This window comes from Bacillus sp. MT94 (genome assembly GCF_058792475.1).
This window is the reverse complement of record NZ_JBXAEZ010000009.1, coordinates 96,480-115,188: the sequence shown is the minus strand read 5'-3', so window position 1 is coordinate 115,188 and position 18,709 is coordinate 96,480. Positions and strand designations below refer to the sequence as shown.

The 18,709-nt window shown below is 30.3% G+C and carries 14 protein-coding genes; 11 read left to right on the top strand and 3 right to left on the bottom strand.

Annotated features, from left to right (window positions below):
• The first annotated feature begins 377 nt into the window (after window positions 1-377).
• The 11 genes from AC1Q51_RS25010 (at window position 378) to AC1Q51_RS24960 (ending at window position 15,036) form a co-directional block, all read left to right on the top strand.
• A complete protein-coding gene (locus tag AC1Q51_RS25010) occupies window positions 378-1,421 on the top strand; it encodes a Fic family protein (RefSeq protein ID WP_001204217.1) in 1,044 nt (347 codons plus the stop codon).
• 857 nt (window positions 1,422-2,278) lie between these two features.
• The gene (locus tag AC1Q51_RS25005; RefSeq protein WP_000055701.1) at window positions 2,279-3,772 is read left to right on the top strand and encodes a spore germination protein; all 1,494 of its coding nucleotides are present in this window, start codon (window positions 2,279-2,281) and stop codon (window positions 3,770-3,772) included.
• A 1-nt stretch (window position 3,773) separates the two neighbouring features.
• Window positions 3,774-4,877, top strand: a complete 1,104-nt coding sequence (locus AC1Q51_RS25000) for a GerAB/ArcD/ProY family transporter (RefSeq protein WP_000527368.1) — start codon at window positions 3,774-3,776, stop codon at window positions 4,875-4,877.
• Window positions 4,874-6,001, top strand: coding sequence for a Ger(x)C family spore germination protein (locus AC1Q51_RS24995; protein ID WP_000619978.1), 1,128 nt, complete (start codon window positions 4,874-4,876; stop codon window positions 5,999-6,001). The genes AC1Q51_RS25000 and AC1Q51_RS24995 overlap by 4 nt, the downstream gene beginning before the upstream one ends.
• A 430-nt stretch (window positions 6,002-6,431) precedes the next feature.
• Window positions 6,432-7,106, top strand: coding sequence for a papain-like cysteine peptidase (locus tag AC1Q51_RS24990; protein ID WP_016512478.1), 675 nt, complete (start codon window positions 6,432-6,434; stop codon window positions 7,104-7,106).
• A 563-nt stretch (window positions 7,107-7,669) separates the two neighbouring features.
• The gene (locus tag AC1Q51_RS24985) at window positions 7,670-8,419 is read left to right on the top strand and encodes a sugar phosphate nucleotidyltransferase (protein WP_000864429.1); all 750 of its coding nucleotides are present in this window, start codon (window positions 7,670-7,672) and stop codon (window positions 8,417-8,419) included.
• A 20-nt stretch (window positions 8,420-8,439) separates the two neighbouring features.
• The gene (locus AC1Q51_RS24980; protein WP_492331785.1) at window positions 8,440-10,506 is read left to right on the top strand and encodes a glycosyl transferase; all 2,067 of its coding nucleotides are present in this window, start codon (window positions 8,440-8,442) and stop codon (window positions 10,504-10,506) included.
• Between the two features lie 82 nt (window positions 10,507-10,588).
• A complete protein-coding gene (locus AC1Q51_RS24975; RefSeq protein ID WP_000561952.1) occupies window positions 10,589-11,548 on the top strand; it encodes an NAD-dependent epimerase/dehydratase family protein in 960 nt (319 codons plus the stop codon).
• Window positions 11,549-11,576: 28 nt separating this feature from the next.
• Window positions 11,577-12,665 carry a CDP-glucose 4,6-dehydratase gene (gene rfbG, locus AC1Q51_RS24970; RefSeq protein WP_000934344.1) on the top strand — a complete coding sequence of 363 codons (1,089 nt, stop codon included), beginning with the start codon at window positions 11,577-11,579 and terminating at the stop codon, window positions 12,663-12,665.
• Window positions 12,666-13,768: 1,103 nt separating this feature from the next.
• On the top strand, window positions 13,769-14,884 hold the full coding sequence (locus tag AC1Q51_RS24965; protein ID WP_090977461.1) for a Rap family tetratricopeptide repeat protein: 1,116 nt from the start codon (window positions 13,769-13,771) through the stop codon (window positions 14,882-14,884).
• Window positions 14,884-15,036 carry a hypothetical protein gene (locus tag AC1Q51_RS24960; RefSeq protein WP_000724110.1) on the top strand — a complete coding sequence of 51 codons (153 nt, stop codon included), beginning with the start codon at window positions 14,884-14,886 and terminating at the stop codon, window positions 15,034-15,036. Before AC1Q51_RS24965 ends, AC1Q51_RS24960 begins: the two co-directional genes overlap by 1 nt.
• A 161-nt stretch (window positions 15,037-15,197) precedes the next feature.
• On the opposite strand, the gene AC1Q51_RS24955 is transcribed toward AC1Q51_RS24960, so the two are convergent.
• From AC1Q51_RS24955 to AC1Q51_RS24945, 3 genes are all read right to left on the bottom strand, one after another.
• Window positions 15,198-17,180 carry a methyl-accepting chemotaxis protein gene (locus AC1Q51_RS24955; protein WP_141549199.1) on the bottom strand — a complete coding sequence of 661 codons (1,983 nt, stop codon included), beginning with the start codon at window positions 17,178-17,180 and terminating at the stop codon, window positions 15,198-15,200.
• Between the two features lie 869 nt (window positions 17,181-18,049).
• The gene (locus AC1Q51_RS24950; protein WP_090977645.1) at window positions 18,050-18,334 is read right to left on the bottom strand and encodes a hypothetical protein; all 285 of its coding nucleotides are present in this window, start codon (window positions 18,332-18,334) and stop codon (window positions 18,050-18,052) included.
• A gap of 33 nt (window positions 18,335-18,367) precedes the next feature.
• Complete coding sequence (locus AC1Q51_RS24945; protein WP_002026153.1) at window positions 18,368-18,493, bottom strand: hypothetical protein; 126 nt, start codon at window positions 18,491-18,493, stop codon at window positions 18,368-18,370.
• Window positions 18,494-18,709: the final 216 nt, after the last annotated feature.

Sequence of the window (18,709 nt, the reverse complement as noted above, 5' to 3'; positions counted from 1 at the left end):
TAGTCTATCTACTTTTTAATTACCTATGAAAACTTTATTATCGCTTTATTATTTACTCCTAAACCAAAGAACATCTATACCTACAACTTCTTAAAACTCTTTTAGATAATCTTTCAAAAGATTTGATAGTTTTATATTTTATATTTTTTTATTGTACATTTTTGCATTTGATGTTAGGATTATGCCTATTAAAATTGAATCGTAACGATTCTTCTTTATAATTTCCACATTTTAATTGTTAAATAAAAATATAGATTCTGATATATATATTCAAAATCAGACCTACAATATCTTTATTTTACAATGATTTCGTGGCATACCTTTAGAATGGAAAGATATATGCAACAACGTGTTAAGGGGTTACAGGAGGAACAAAAATGAGAGACTTTTTTGATGATAAGTACAAAAATATTGAATTAAAAAGGAGGTTAATCAATTTAATAAGTGAAATTAGCGAATTCAAAGGAAAATTAGCTGCTTATCAGGAACAAAACCCTGACATATTTAATAGTTTAGAAAAAACTATACCACTACATTACATAAAAAATTTCACAACTATTTATGAGGATATAAAAGTTCCTAATAAAAGATTAAAAGAACTTATTTTAGATGATATAGTACCTCAAAATATTTCTGAAGATGCTATTTTCTGCTATTATCAAACACTTTCTTTTGTACATAAAAACTCCTGTACTTTATTAATTAACCCAGCAACTATACAGGAATTACATTTTCAACTAATACATTATATTACCTCTGACAGTGCCAAATGGCGTGAAAAACCTTTTATTATTCCAGGAGTTCCAGAACATGGAATGCACTTGAATAGTTACCGCATTCTTCCGCATGAACTTATCCCACGGTTTATGGAGCAATTATGTGATCAATACAACTCATTAAATACTAGTAAGGGGCTACATTCACTTTTATTAATAGCTCGTTTTATATTAAATTTTTATTGCATAGTCCCTTTCAATCAAGGTAATAACAGGCTGGCATTTATGTTAATGCAATTGCTGTTAATTAAGAGTGGACATACATTTGTAAAATATGTATGTTTGGATAAATATATTAAGAAAAACGAATCTGATTATTACAATTCGATTTATAAATCTTCGGTGAATTGGTACTGCGAGGAACATAATAATAGCTTTTGGTTAAAAACGTTTTTAACCATTATATTAGAGGCTTACAAAGATCTACATAACACAGTTCTAGATTCTATATGTAAACATACTAAAGTTGAGAGAATTCAGGATTTTATACTTAAACAAAAACAACCCTTTACTAAGGAAAGTATTCGTAACACTTATCCAGACATTGCAGAAAGTACAATCAGTAAGGCTTTAAATTCCTTGCAAGTGTTTGGCCATATTAAGCTAGTTACAAAAGGAAGAAACGCAACGTGGATTAAGATTTGACCATACTTTCAATACACATGAGGTTTAAAAATTCAATTATAACCTTATCATTGAATTTCATTTTAATTTTAAGATAATATTACTTTTTTAGTTATTTCTAATTCCAACAAAACATTTTATAGGAAAAGGTCCGCTTTCCCCCGCCTTTTCCTATAATAAAATGAAATATAAACATAGAATGATTGTCGAAAAAAGTCGTATTTTAATATTTTTTCTTTATTTTCTGGTTGTAAACGTTTCACTTTCATGTTACCATCTTAATCAAACAATAGATGGTAATAAAAATGAAAGTATTTCTTTCCCTTAGAAACATATAAACGTACGGTAATATCAAGAAAATAAGGTCAAAGAAATATTTGATACCTACCAAAATAATTAATAGGAATTTTGTCGCACTGTTTTTTCTGATAATTAAGAAAACGCATTTTGTCCCTAAACAAAATTTGTTGGTGCGCAAAATTAAAATACACTAGAACACCCAAATAAATGAAATATCCTTTTTCATTGAGTATGAAGGTATGAAAAAAAGAATTCTCCTTACAAAATTTAGCAGATTAACATAAAGACATCTAAATTACTACCTTTATCGCCATCTATTGTTGACATCATATTTACCAACTAAAAAAAGAACCTATCAAGGGCTCTTTTTATTATAATCATTCAAATTTCAATTCTATCTTAATACTGAAATTTCCACACAAATTACATCTGCTTTTTGCTCCCAATTATTGAATTAATAATATAGCACATCAAATTTATTAATTCTTATCTCCAATTAGTTTAAATTAGTGAATAAAATTCAATCATATAAAAATAATAAATACAACTAATCGTTATATATTAAAGAGGTGTCAATTTTGTCCTTAAATGAAGAGACCTTAGAAACTAAGACAGATAAAACCATTGAAAAGATCCAAACAAGTAACTTAAAAGAACTTAAAAATACATTAGATAACATCTTTGATATTAGTGCAGATTTAATTGAACATCCTTTGCAATTAAAAACAAACACGAATATTTTACTATATTATTTCGAAGGCCTTACAGATGGTGTTGCATTAAAAACCAATGTTGTTACACCATTATTACAAGAAGTAAATGAAGACAGTCAAATATTTAATTCTAATATTATTGCTACTCATACCAAAATAGTATATACATGGAATGAAATTAAAGAAGGATTACTTGAGGGGCAATGTGTACTGTTTATGGAGGGAGAAAAGCGTTCACTTCTAATAAATACAAAAGGCTGGGCAGAGAGAGCAATTCAAGAGCCAATTTCAGAAGTTACTATAAAAGGATCCCATGATGGATTTATTGAAAATGCCACAAAAAATATAGGTCTTATCCGTCGATATATTCCTTCTACAGAGTTAAAAATCAAAAAGCTGACGATTGGAGAAAGAGCCACTTCTTTAGTCTATTTAATTTACTTAGGTGATGTAGCAAACGCAGATGTAGTCCAAGAAATTGAAACCAGAATCTGTAAAATCAAAACAGATGCGGTATTAAGTATTGGAGAGCTATCTAATTATACAAAAGATCAAAATTGGACTCCTTTTCCACAGGCGTATTTAAGCGAGCGCCCAGACGCCATTTCAAATCATATACTTGATGGGAAAGTAGCAGTATTAATGGATAGATCCCCTGGTGCAATGGTTGTTCCGATGAATTTGATTGGATTTTTTCAAACCCCAGATGACTATAATATTCATTGGCTCATCGCATCATTTTTTCGCTTATTACGATTTGCAGGATTTATTATAGCTATTTTTTTACCCGCATTTTATATTGCTATAGTCTCTTTTCACTTTGAAATTATTCCTATAGACTTATACACTTCTATTGCAACATCAAGAGTCAAAGTCCCTTTCTCCCCCTTATTGGAAGCTTTTATAATGGAAATTACACTAGAAATGCTACGTGAAGCTGGCATTCGCTTACCACAACCAATTGGACAAACTATTGGAATCGTTGGAGGGATTGTAATTGGACAGGCAGCTGTTCAAGCTGGTCTTGTTAGTAACGTTATGGTTATTATCGTATCTATTACAGCCATTGCTTCATTTATTGTTTCTAATTATGATTTATCAAGTTCTATACGCCTTATCCGTTTTCCAATGATGTTATTGGCTTACTTTTATGGGATTGTAGGTATTGTTAGTGGATTAATGCTCTTATTTGCTCATTTTGTTTCACTAACTTCCTATGGTTCACCATACGGAATGCCAATCGCACCATTTCGTCTCCAAGAGTTAAAAGATTCTTTTGTAAGATTTCCTATTTCGATGATTACCACCCGCTCGAGTACAGGACAGCCGAAACAAAGAAAGAAAAAAGAAGGTGGTTAACATGGGGAATCTTAAGTTCCAAAAAGTAACTTTATTCGAATTTATTATTTTCATTCATTCGCTGCAACTCGCATCTGGTATGTTAATTATGCCAAGCCCACTTGCTACTACTGCTGGTACAGATGGCTGGATTTCGATCATTCTCGGATGGATAGTTACTTCTATAATCGGTGTATTTATTATATTAATGTTACAAAAAAATCCTAACAAAAATTTCTCACAAATCTTAAAAACATACTTTGGTAAATGGATAGGGACAATTCTTTTTCTTGCATATGCCTTTTATCTATTTTTTGCTGGATTTAATACTTTATTAAAGGCAACTGATATTGTAAAAGTGTGGATATTCCCTTCCACTCCTGCTTATCAAATCACCATATTATTACTATTACCTTTTATTATTTTAGCCCTGAGTGGGTTAAGGGCTCTTACTAGTTATTCTATGCTTGTTTTCTTCTTCACTACTTGGATGCCGCTATTTCTTCTTTTTTCACTAAAGACTAACTACAATCCTTTACACCTACTACCTATATTTAAAGAAGGATTATACCCTATTGTAAAGGCAACAAAAGAAACCATTACTCCTTATGCTGGCCTAGAAATTGCATATTATATATACCCATTCTTACAAAAAAAACAAAAAGCCATAAAAGGACTACTAATAGCGAATACTGGAACCATGTTTTTCTATCTATATGTTACTATCCTTTCTTATATATACTTTAGTCCAGAAGGGATAAAAGATGTAATCTGGCCAGTATTTCATCTGTTAAAAGGGGTTCGTTTTTCTTTCATGGAACGATTAGAAATTATATATATCGCTTACTATTTAATTGTATTTTCCACTACAATATATCCGTATTTATTTTTCAGTTTTGAATCTGTGACCATTTCACTTCAAAAAAACGCCCGCAATTGGGCGCTACTTGCTTTTATGTTACTTATAGTTGGCCTATTTATTTTCCTAAATCCCGATGTGGATCAATATTTGTTTATATATTCTCTTATGGATATCTTAAATGTCGTTTTCTTTATTCTATTACCAATCTTATTTTTCGCTTACAGTATTCTTTTTACTTGGATTACTAGGAGGAAACAACTTTGATTCGAAAATGGATATGGATTGTAATTTGTTGTGTATATATAATTGGTTGTAGTCAGAGAATTCCTCTTGAGAAGGTTTCATTAATCCTGTTAATTGGCTTGGATAGAACCCCTAATGGAGACATAAAAGTTGGAACAAGCATACCACTCTTTCATCATAAACAACCAAAAAGTACTATAGAACATTGGACACAAGCATCAACTGTATATACTGGATTCAGTAAGATAGATACAAAGTTAACAGGCTTTATGACAGCTTCCAAAGCTGAAATCATTTTAATTGGGAAAAAATTAGCGCAAGAAGCAAATTGGTTGCAGGAGCTTGATTCTTCTTACCGTGATCCTTACGCTACCATTAATGCTAAAGTAGTACTTGTAGATGGACCTGCAGAAGAAATTTTTAAAATTCATAAGCCTAGTAAACCATCACTTTCATCTTATATAAATGGTGTAATTGAATCGTCAATTCAAAATAACCAATCCGTCTCTTCTACAATTCAACAATTAATGAGAGAACAAAATGAAGAAGGAATGACGCAAGCTGTTCCAATTATCAAAAAAACAAAGAATGAAATCGACACAGTAGGAATTGCATTTTTAAATCGAAAAGGGAAATATTTAACTCATATCCCTAAAAAAGATGTTAAATTTTTTAATCTTATAAATAAGCAAAAAAGTAGCGGGCGAATGATACTACACCTTGCGCTTCCTCCTAAAAAGTCCAACAAAAAAATAAACACTTCTATCTTCGTACAGAACGCGACAAGGAAGGTATTTGTTAATTTTCAAAACGGAAAGTTTGTATTTAATCTCGATATATATGCTAATGTAGCTTTAATAGAAAAAACCAATGCGAATTTAATTAAGGGGCACTATGATAATAAAAAAAATATAAATAATTTAAAAAGTGCCATTCAAAAAGAAATTAATAATAATTTACAAAATATGTTGTATGAAATACAGCAGAATAAAATTGATCCAATCGGATTATCCCTATATGCTAGAGCATTTCAATATAAAGAGTGGAAAAAAGTAAAAGGAGATTGGTTGCAAGCGTTAGCAGAGGCTAAAATAAATGTAAAGACACACGTCAAAATAAAAGATACTGGGACCATTAGAAATTAAAATAGACTAGTCTATTTTTCTGCTTAAAAGTTTTTCTAAGTGGGTTTTCCCTCTTCAATATTTATCATGTAAAAGGTGCTACTTCAAAGAAAACTCTACTCGTTAAATGCTAACCAATAGGGTTTTCTTTTTTTATCTAAGTATTCTTTTAAAAAGACAACAATTTTACTACAGTAATCAAGGACTGGTTTCTAATTTAAGTTACTGGAGAGTAAATAACTCTGGTGCAATATCCCTACCAGTTTTCATTCCAATAGCAACTCAATGATATAACATTAAAGATATAATCCCTTAACTTAGGGATTTTGACTTTTCAAATTTATACCATTGTCTTAGTTCTATGTACTTTGATATATATGTCCACATCAATATGTTATTGCATCATATACTGAATAGATAATTTAAATTATTTTTAAAAAGGATGATGAGGATGAACCTAGATGATATACAAAAATCCTATGGCGTAATTGTAAGTTTAGGAGGATTGTGTCAAGTCACTAACCAAATCAAAAGGCACCATTTAAGAACATTTTCTGGACCTTTAGATTGGTTTTATTATCCATCACTTTCAGATGTAAACAGATTACTTCAAAGTCGGTTTGAAAAATTTATGAAGTTGGAAAATATGGTCATAGAAGGTTCAGAAAGTTACGGTCTTATTGAATCAGAATTTGATAATCAAACTAAATGGGCAGAACGAATTACCTATTGTATAAAGGACACTTATTATAATTGTTTTTCAATGCATGACTTTCCTATTGACTCAGAAAAGAATTGGAAATCAACTTATCCTTCTTTTAAAGCTAAATTAGACACTAGAATTAATCGATTCCTTGAAAAAATAAATAGTAGTGAATCGATTTTATTCATTAGGATTTGGGGAAATCGAGATGAAGCGATTGAATTAAAAAACGTATTATCCGAAATTACAAATAAAGATTTTAATATTCTTATTGTCAATTTTAAGGAGGATATATCTAATATCGTTGAACAAAATTGGGGAATATCAAGGGTTTGTTCAATTGAACTCCCACGTTATCAGGATAGATGGGAAGGTGATGATTCCGATTGGGATTATATTTTAAATAAAATAACATTAACTTAATACTTTCCTTCTTACTTTTAACATGATTTTGCCAGTAAATTAAAATAGGTGTAGAGAAATAAAATTCCCATCTAATTGATACACACTTAATTAATAAACCGTTCATATAATAATTCATAAGTCCTTCTTTATTGAATAAATGGTTCTTTACAAAATTGATCCCATCACTAGAGCACCTTTATACGGTGCTCTTTTTTAAATTTGTAAAATCTACAATTTAATATTTGTTCACTTTTCCTTTAAATAGTTAATTTCCTTCTTAGATTTTTCATTATAAGCTTCTTCAATTCCCTTGTTTCCCCTCCCCTTCTTTTATCTTATAAACAAGCAATTTCTTTCATTAGTATTAAATAAAATAAAGCATTGATTTTAAAATAACCTAATTTACATAAGATTGAGAATAAACTACAGTGCGTATTCTTCACGTTTAATCAGCATTTGAATTATAAATCTAACATATATTTTTTAGTTGATTGTCATTATGGTACAACCGTGTATACATTTATCAAACAAACTACATAGTTTAAATTAGTAAAATATATAGAGAGGAAGGAAATAAATCTATGAAAGTCATAATTTTGTGTGGCGGAAAAGGGCTTCGGATGCAAGGAATTTTAGAGGACATTCCCAAACCATTAGTTCGAGTTCAAGGAAAGCCTCTCCTCTTGCATATAATGAATTGGTATAGAAAATATGGACATTCTGATTTCATTTTGCCCTTAGGATATAAAGGTGAGAAAATTAAAGAATATTTTATGGACTTTAGCTGGAAAGAGAATGACTTTAGTTTGAATTTTAAAACCAGTCAATATACGCTACTTCAGGAATTAGAAAATTGGAATATACATTTTATAGATACAGGAATTGATACAATGACCGGGGCAAGACTAAAAAAACTTGAATCCTTTGTACAGGGTGAAACCTTTTTATTAACTTATGGTGACGGATTAGCTAATATAGATATTGATCAACTAATAGCATTCCATAAAGAAAAAGGAAAAATTGCTACATTAACTGGAATTAAAAAAAATAGTCAATACGGCCTATTGGAGGTCGAAGATGGAATTGCTATTGATTTTAAAGAAAAACCATTACTTGATGAAGTAATTAATGGCGGGTTTTTTGTATTTAACAAAGAAATATTCGATTATTTAAGTAATAATGATGATTGTGTTCTAGAAGAAGATCCTCTTCGAAATTTAATAAAAGACAATGAGCTCGCAGTCTATGAACACAATGACTTTTGGGCTAGTGTCGATACACCTAAAGATTTAAAAACTGTAAATGAAAGTTGGAATCCAAATAAATTTTAGTGGAGAGGACTGAATAAGCATTGAACTCTAATGATAAAAAAATAAGTTTACCTCGATTGTATATCCCCTCTAATGAGAAAATAGTTAACCCACTTTCAACAGGAATTAAATCTTCAAATCTCTCCAAAAAAAATACTCAAAAAAGACATCCCCAATTCTATAATCAACAACATGATCTAAATAATCATTTCTGCGTCATTGTAGGTAGTGAGTATGTCTTGAAAATTATTGCTTTACAGCAATCACTAATGCAGTACTCAGAAAAATTCACATTGTGGATTTGTTGTATAGATCCTTTTGCATATTCACTATTAAAAGAAATGAGTTTAATTAATGTAAACCTTTTACAAGTTGAAGAATTAGAAGATCGTGAACTAAAAGCAATTAAGAGAAAAAGAAAAGTAAATGAATATTGTTGGACTTTAAAATCTGTCTTGATAGAATATTTATTGGTCAATTATGATTTACCATCTATTCTATATTGTGATGGTGATTTATGCTTTTTCTCTGACCCTAATATTATTTTTGAGGAATGGGGTGACCATTCTATTTTCCTAACCCCCCAAAGAGATCGTGATTGGGTAGAAAAGATGTATGGAAAATATCAGGCCGGTCTAATTGGATTTAAGAATGATCTCTATGGACTAAAAAGTGTAAGATGGTGGAAAAATAAATGTATAGATTGGTGCAGTGCCGAGGCTGAGGAGGGGAAATTTGGAGACCAAAAGTATTTAGATTATATCCCTATATATTTTCCAAAAGTAAAAATTTCAAATAACTTAGGTATAAATGCTGCGCCTTGGAACTGTATATATAATAACGATTATAAAATTGACAAGACTAAAAACGATGTATTTATTGAAAACGACAAACTAGTTGTTTACCATTTTGCATGTATTACTATCTTTACTGAAAATGATTTTGACCTTTGGTCTTTGGGAGAAATTTCAATACCCAATAATATATTAAACCATATTTACACTCCGTATTTAGAGAGAATTCAATTTGTTTTAAAGCAATTAAAGGATAAATTCAATAAAGATACTAAACAATTTTTAAGTAAAAAAGATATAAATAAAGCTCAAACTTTATATAAAGATTCACAATTAAGAAGAAAAATGAATCAATCCAATCATTTTATGAACTTTTCCATGATTACAAGTAAAGAACGATTAATTCAAGGATTGACCTCTTATTATTCCTTAGAAAATTTCAACGCTAAATTTACTGTATGGATCTGTTGTATGGATGATTTAACTTATCAAATATTAGAGAAATTAAAATTAAAGCACGCCATACTAATTCCAGTAAAAGAAATTGAAAATCATGAACTCCTCAGTATAAAAAATGATAGAAGTTTACAAGAATATTGTTGGACATTAAAAGCGCCCCTATGTCTACATGTCCTTAGTCTTTATCCGGAAGTTGATCACATTATATATTGTGATGCTGATATGTATTTCTTTACAGCACCTAATATCATTCTTGATGAGTGGTGGAAATACTCTGTATTCCTTTGCCCTCAAAGAAGCTCTACTGCAATTGAAAGCATACACGGTATATACCAAGCTGGTTTAGTAGGCTTCAAAAACGATCAAAATAGTAAAGAAATTTTAACATGGTGGAAAGATAAATGCCTAGAATATTGTAATAATCATTATGATGTTGAAATGAATAGATGGGGTGACCAAAAATATTTAAATCACATTCCTAACATCTTTTCTAATATAAAAATCATGACTCATAAAGGTATTGATGCAGCACCTTGGAATGTCATTTTAAATAGCAGTTCTATATCTAAAACAGATAATAAAGTTTTTATTGATCAAGATGAATTAATAGCTTTTCATTTTGGAAGTATGCAAATTATTAATCCAAACGAGTTCGATTTATGGAAACAAGAAACTTTAGAATTACCTCCAGCAGTTTTAGATTATATATACATTCCTTATATTGAACAATTGAACAAGACATGTCATACCCTTCATAATACTTTTCAAAAATCTCCCTCCTCTTTATTTGCTGACCAAATTGATACAACAACAATAAAAAATCATTTTAAATACCCCTCCCCTCATCACAATTAAGACTGATACTTTCCTTATTTAAAAATAAATCTATTTATTTCAGCAACTAAAAATACATCTTAATAAAGGATAGATTATCACTATGATTGCTTCATTTAAAAATAAAACTTTCCTTATTACTGGTGGATACGGTTTTATTGGTTCTCACTTGGCACGAAGACTTTTAAATTTACAAGCAAAAATTGTTCTTTTCATAAGAACACCATCAAACTCTTGGAGACTAAAGGATATTCTAAAATATATTGAAACCTATGAAATAGATATACGAGATAAAAAACAAGTACAAGATGCAATAAAGAAAATTAATCCCGATTATATCTTTCACCTGGCAGCCTATGGTGTAAATTCTGCCCATACAGATTACATCCATGCTATAGAAACAAATGTTATAGGGACTTGTAACATTATTCAAGCAGCAAAATTGGTGAATTGTAAAAAAATCATCAATTTTGGGAGTAGTTCTGAATACGGTAACAAGATGGAACCTATTCATGAAAATATGTTACTAACTCCTGTGGATATCTATGGAAGTACCAAAGCTGCTGCTACTATACTCGCCCATCAAATTGCTAGCGAAAACAATATTAATCTTATAACATTAAGACCTTTTGGCATATTCGGAGAAGGCGAAGAGCCGCATAAAATTTTTAGCTATATAATCTTGCGAGTATTACAAAACAAAGATGTAAATTTAACTTTATGTAATCAATTAAGAGATTATTGTTATATAGAAAATGTAATAGATGCCTGTATCCTAGCAGTAGAAAATACTACTGTACAAAATGAAATCTTTAATATTGGGAGCGGCACTATTCACCCCTTGAAACATTATGTAGAATTATTATTCAAACATTTGAAAACCAATTCCAGACCAAATTACGGTGCAATTTCCTCTAGAACAAATGAAAGATGGGTTCCTGAAGCAGATGTGCAAAAAATAAAAAACTCTCTTTCCTGGGAACCTAGAATTAATATTGAAGAAGGAATTATAAAAACTGTTAATTGGTATAAAAATAATAAACATTTATACCTAACCCCCTAAAAATAGGGTACTAAAGGAGGTGGACTAATTGTTAAACCAAAACTTTAATAATGCTTTTTACGGAAAAACAATTTTAATTACTGGACATACTGGTTTTAAAGGTTCTTGGTTATCCCTATGGTTGAATGAATTAGGTGCTACTGTAATCGGATATTCATTAGATCCTAAAAATAAAAATGATAACTTTAACATTACTAACCTTCAAAATAATATAATTGATATTCGTGGAGACATTAGAGATTTTAATAAATTAAATAAGGTTTTTACAGATTATAAACCTGAAATTGTATTCCATTTAGCTGCCCAACCTCTAGTTAAGTATTCATATGAATATCCTAGAGAAACATACGAGGTAAACGTTGTAGGAACTATGAATGTACTAGAGGCAATTCGATTACATGAATCAGCTAAAATAGGAATTATGGTGACAAGTGACAAGTGCTATGAAAATAAAGAATGGCCTTGGGGTTATCGTGAAATTGACCCTATGGGCGGCCATGACATATATAGCTCAAGTAAAGGATGCTGCGAACTTTTAATTTCTTCCTATCGAAATTCTTACTTTTCAGAAGAAAACTTTTCTCAACACAAGAAAATAATTGCAAGCGTTCGAGCTGGTAATGTAATTGGTGGTGGCGATTGGTCAATAGATAGAATTATTCCTGATTGTATACGAGCATTAGAATCAAACAAAAACATTATTATTAGAAACCCTACTGCTATTAGACCCTGGCAACATGTACTAGAACCCTTAAGCGGGTATTTACTCCTTACAGAAAAAATTATAAATAATGGTATCCTTTATTCAGGAGCATGGAACTTCGGGCCATCCCTAAGCAATATTGTTCCAGTAGAAAAATTAGTGACCAGTTTACTAGATATTTGGGGCTGCGGGGATTGGACAGCAGAAAATATAGGTCCAATAAATTTCCATGAAGCAAATTTACTGAATCTTGACATTAGCAAAGCAAAATTCAATCTTAATTGGCAGCCAAAATGGTCCCTACAACAGACTTTAGAAAATACAATAGAATGGTATAAACATTATAATTCTTACACCAGTTCTGAGATGATAAATCTATGTATTAGCCAAATCAAACAATATTGCATGCTTTGAACTACTCCCACATGCTCATACTTGCTGTGAGTTCCTTATGGAGTGAGTCTTCTTGGTTAAATAATAAAAGACACATTAATTTTTATAGTCTAAATTATAAACCTACTATACCTAAAATTATGTGATTGTCCATTAACAAAGATTTTATTTCTTCGGTTATTTCAAATCAACTATTGATATTATATTGAAGAATAAAGGAATCACGTATTTTTCTAGTGATTCCCTTGTTCTGAGAAAATAATGTCTTGCTTTAACGACAATACAGTATATGCGATTATTAATTTATTTGTTCTAGTTATGAAAAAATCTATTCCTGTCAAAAGAGCTTTCTTCAAAGAAAAACTTCCTATTTTTTTCTACTTACCCTACTCGAAAAGTAAATAATGTTATTTTTCAGATAATTATATCTACTATTTATAGAATTACACTGAGCTTTAACAAGTTTATGCTTATATATTGATTCTCTTATTTATTATCACCAATGTTGATGAATTTATGCATAGCTTATTCTATACACAAATAGCTTTTTGAATTATCTTTTCAGAATAAGTAAAGGAGACTTTCTCTTTTATGCACTTTCCCCTTACCAATCTTAAATTTCCCTTTAATCAACAATAAGAACAAATCTTCTATAAAACCAAGCCATAAGTAAGATAATTTCCCTATTAAAAATAATGAGGTATTCTGTTTCACCTTTTTACATTATCTAAATAAGGACTTGTAGGAATTCTTACAAGTTCTTTTTTTGTTTTCTTTATTCTCTTCTTATTTACACACACAAGATTTATATATTTGTTTGTAATACATACTATAGTATCTGATAAACAATTTAAAAAGTAATATGTAATTGATCCGTTTTAAGAAAAGGAAATTTCATAAATCTTCAATCACAGTTTCTTAGTTCACCTAATAGAACGTATAAAGACTCATATCATTTTTTGATAATTTTTGGATGTTTTATTCTAAGTACATTCGACAACAATTGATTATTTTCTGAATTTTCTTGAAAAAGTTGTAAAATCATACTATTTTTTCTTCTATTTTGCTATGATAGTTACAATTAAATTGGATTAGGATATTTCTATAAGATGGGGGCGTATATTATGAGTGTCTCAGTAAAAGGAAATGAGCAGTTAACCTCTCTATTAAACGACTGGTATCGATCTATGCTATCTCAACAAGTTATAAAAGCTACTAATCTAAAAAAGAAAATTGATGAAAAAATCAGCAAATTAAGTACTGAGCCAAATCAAGAACATCAAGATCAAAATTTGTTACTATATTATTCACTACTTGAATTCCGTTATAATGTCTTAACAGATAGCCTTGGTATTCAACAAAATAGCTTTGATGCCATTAGTGACTATGATATGCCTACAGACCATTTTCTACGCTTCTATTATCACTTTTTTAAATCCATTCATTCCACTTTTATATCAAATTTTACTGAGGCAGAGGAACATTATAAACTGGCAGAAAAGATATTAGTAGACATACCAGATGAAATTGAACACGCTGAGTTCTACTATAGAATTGCTACTTTTTATCACCATACCTATAACATGCTTGCTTCTATCGAATACGCAAATAAATCGAGAGTAATCTTTTCAAAATATGAAGGTTATGAAGTAAAAACAGCCTTTTGTAATAGTTTGTTAGGTGGTTGCTGCATCTATTTAAAACAGTACGAACAAGCTGAAGAATATCTACAATGTGCAATTGATTTACTACAAAAGAATAAGGTAGAAGATTCCTTGTTATACGTAAAAAGTACTATGGGGTGGCTGTATTCTGATCAAAGTATGTCTACTTTAGCTATTCGCCACCTTTCAGAAGTAACAGAGAAAATCCCTACACACTTCAAGGCTATCTTCCTACAAGCTAAGGAACATTATAAGTTAGGAGAACAATCGACGGCTAGCAAACTCATTGTTAAGGGATTAAAAATCTGCCGAGAAATCCATAACGAAGAATATATGCATCACTTCTTTATTTTAAAAAGCTTAAACGAAAACATTCCATTGGAAGAATTAGAAAAAATCATTCAAGAAGGAATCTTATACTTTGAGAAAGAAGAGTTATGGGAATATGTTGTCGAATACGCTGAATTATTTGCCACAAAATGTAGACAATTAGAGAACTACCAAAAGGTAAGTGACTATTTCCATATTTGTTATCAGGCAAGACAAAAATCAATCGCAAAAGGAGTGTTAAAATAATGAAAAAAATTAGCTTATTATTATCAGGCATTGCTTTTATTGGGGTATTAACGGTGGGAATTTTTCAGTTTTCTAAAACAAATCAGCTTGCTACTCATGGTCATTATCCTACTCCTTCATATAGTGTTGGTGGTGCACCACAACAAATTTAATGTAAATGTATTTAAAAACCCTCCAAATGGAGGGTTTTTAAATGGCTTATCTGCCTGTTCAATACGTGTAGAGAGTACGTATTATACTTATATACTATGTTATAAGATTTTTCATTTCCACTCTGTAACAAGATTCTAGCATTCTCTCCTAGAATCTCAACTTAAATCTTAAATCCACCAATTAACTCTTGAAGTTCTTCCGCCATCTGTGCTAATTGTATTGCTGAAGAATTTATCTCTTCCATAGAAGCATGTTGTTCCTCAGATGAACCAGCTATCGTTTGCATACTTGAAGAATTCTCTTTTACAGCCATAGCTATTTGATCAATCGATGTATCAACTTTCATTGCATCAGTTGTCATTTTATTTGATAGTTCTACCATACCATGTACTTTTGATACAATTTCATTTGCAGATTTTGAAATCTCATAAAAACTTTGTTTTGTATCATTCGCAACCTTAATTCCCGACTGTACTTCTACTCCTACTTCATTCATAGCTTTTACAGTCTCATGTACGTCTGCTTGTATTTCCTTAATTAAACTTCCAATTTCCATCGAAGAATCGGATGATTGCTCTGCTAGCTTCCTAACTTCATCGGCAACAATTGCAAATCCTCGCCCCTGTTCTCCTGCTCTAGCTGCTTCAATTGCTGCATTTAATGCTAATAAATTTGTTTGTTCCGCAATATTTTGAATTGCTTCTAATATACTTCCAATTTGTTGCGATTTCTTATCTAATAATTTTATTACATTATCGGATTGAGAAACAGAGTGATGGATAGACTGCATTTGTGTTACAGTTTGTTCTACTAATTGTTCACCTTCATTGGCTTTTTGTTTTGTATATATGGATGAAGCCGATACTTCAGATGCATTCTCAGCTACATATTGAATATTTCGTGTTACCTCACCAATTAATTCAGCTCCAGACTCAACTTCATTATTTTGAACCTCTGCACTATTCGAGATCTCTTCCATCTCTTTTGTAATTTGTTCCGTCGCAACGCTTGCTTGTTCTACACTAGCAGTTAGTTCCTCAGAAGACGCAGCTACATGTCCTGCAGATGTGTTAATTTGAGAAATAATATTACGTAACGACTCTGCCATTGTATTGAAACTACCGCCTAATTGACCAAGTTCATCCTTTGAACGAATATCTATTTTCTCGGTTAAATCTCCCTGACTAATTCTTTGGGCCGAAATAACTAATTGTCTTAGTGGATTAATAATAGATCTAAGTATGAATAAAATTACAATTCCACCTAACAATAATGAAGCCCCTATTATAGTGAGCGTTTTATAAAAAATAGGATTGGTAGCTTCTTCAATTTCTTTCGTAGGCATTACGCCAGCTATTTTCCAACCTGTTTTTTTGTTTGTCTTAAAGCTTATGTTTCGATCTTCCCCGTTAAGGCTATAAGTAATTACGTCATCTTCTTTTTTGTACAGTTCATCCGCTAAAGTTTTCTCTAATTTCTCTCCTGGCTTTAGTGATGGATGAATAACTATTGTTTTATCTTGACTGACTATAGATACAAATCCTTGCTTTCCAATTTTAATCATTTTGGATGTTTTTACTATATCTTTAATATTCAAATCTACGCCAATGACACCACTTTTATCTGCATTTTGCTTTGCAATTGCTATTACCATATTTCCTGTAGCCTTTGATTTATATGGAGATGAAACAATGATCTCTCCATTTGCTTTTACTGCATCCTTATACCAACTGCTTTCTAACGGATTAAACCCTTCTGGTATTTTTCCAACAGGTGCATGAATAAATTGATTGTTACTGGATGCCGTATAAATCGTTTCTATCTCTGGATGTAACTGTATATATTGATCAAATTTACTCTGTACATTTTGCGATTGTTCAGGATTATAATCCCTTTGTGTGAGTACCTTTGCAAAATGAGAGACATCTGTTTGCTTATTTTCTAATTCATCATCAACAATCTTATCTAAAATACTTATATTATCTTGTGCTGATTGTAAAATTGTTTCATTAAGATCTGTTTTTGCTTTATTATAAGATGATATTCCTACGATAAGGCTTGGTATAATTAATATTGCAATAAATGCCATAGACAACTTCGTTTTAAGCTTTATTTGTCCCAATCTTTCTTTTATATTAAACACTAGATACTTCTCCCTTTCACTTTTACTACTGATATAGTTTATTTAAATTTTTCTCCTTTATTTTTTCTACATATATTTACAGTACCATTCGAAATGAAACCCCTATTAAATCCTATCATCTCAACTTCCTTATTTAACGATTTAAATTTCACAGGCAGCGTTTTATCTATCCTCCTTTCGAATATGTTATCTTTCCATATTCAGCAATTCTAAAACTACGAATTGTTCCCAATAAAATGGATGAAACATACCCTTCATTTAACAGATATTATTTGACCTTGATTGGATAAAAATTTTAATTTAGCGCTATTCAAATCGGATGAAGTCTTTACCATAATAAATTCTCTAAAAAATAACTACATAAATTTATTCTTTGTATGATTATGTTTAACAGCCTTTGAACCATTCTAAATGCATCACACTATTCATGAATCATTTACTACGGCCGATTTTGTTGTAAGAGATAACTAAACCATAAATTCTATATAAAAGAATAAAATAAATTGGAGAAATTCATTGTAACACGTATACATAAGTAATAGATATAAAATCCGATAATATATTATTAACTTATAATAAATAAATAATTCAGTATAAACTGTATTTTATTTCTATAGAAGAATCTTTCCCTATATGCAATATTACATATAATCTACCTTATGTAGTTTGTTATACTATGCATGTGGATTTTTCATCCAAAAATCCACCCAAACGCATATTTATGTATATGCCACCCTAATTGCTGAAAGTGAGAAGAATGTTTATCATTTTTCTCACTTTTTTATTTAGGCTCTGTTAATATTGATTATTGATAAAAAGTATTAAATAAGGGAAGACACCTTAGAGTTGGTGCTTCCCTTATTTGTTGATTATTCAAATCTAAAATAGGTATTTTCTAAACCTATTCTTTGCTTTAATGTTCTGCCCAAAGCATAATTATTTGGTAATTCTTTTTCAATGGCACAAATAATATAACCTGCTTTTCCTGTTGTTAAATTAGTTAGTTGTAAGTATTTAGTGTTGTCGTAGATATAAGAAATAATATATTCATAGAAATTATTTTCTTTATCTTCTCTATTCATACCAACATTGTACAACCTAACTCTTGCTCCTACCCAAATTTCCTCATCATCATCAACATTACTTAAAGGTATCCATTTCGAGTTATCCAATATTTCACCCTTTTCTTAATTCATTCGTTTATACACGAATGTTGCTAGACACAAACTATCATAAGCATCCGTCATTTCATTGATTAGACGACCACCGACAGAGAAAAAAGACTCAACATAGCTTTTTACCCATTGAAACACTTGCTCTTTTAGTTATTTTTACATTTTGAATCTACGAAAATGAATTCCCTTATAAAAACTCTAACAGAGAATCTTCCTTCCAAATTTCACCTAGGAAATTATTTGTTTTCCAAAAAACCTACCAACATCTTTATCAACTCATTTTAGAATATTTAAACAATAATTCCATATACATTACCTGCATAAATTATTCATTTTCTTTTATATAAGACCTAC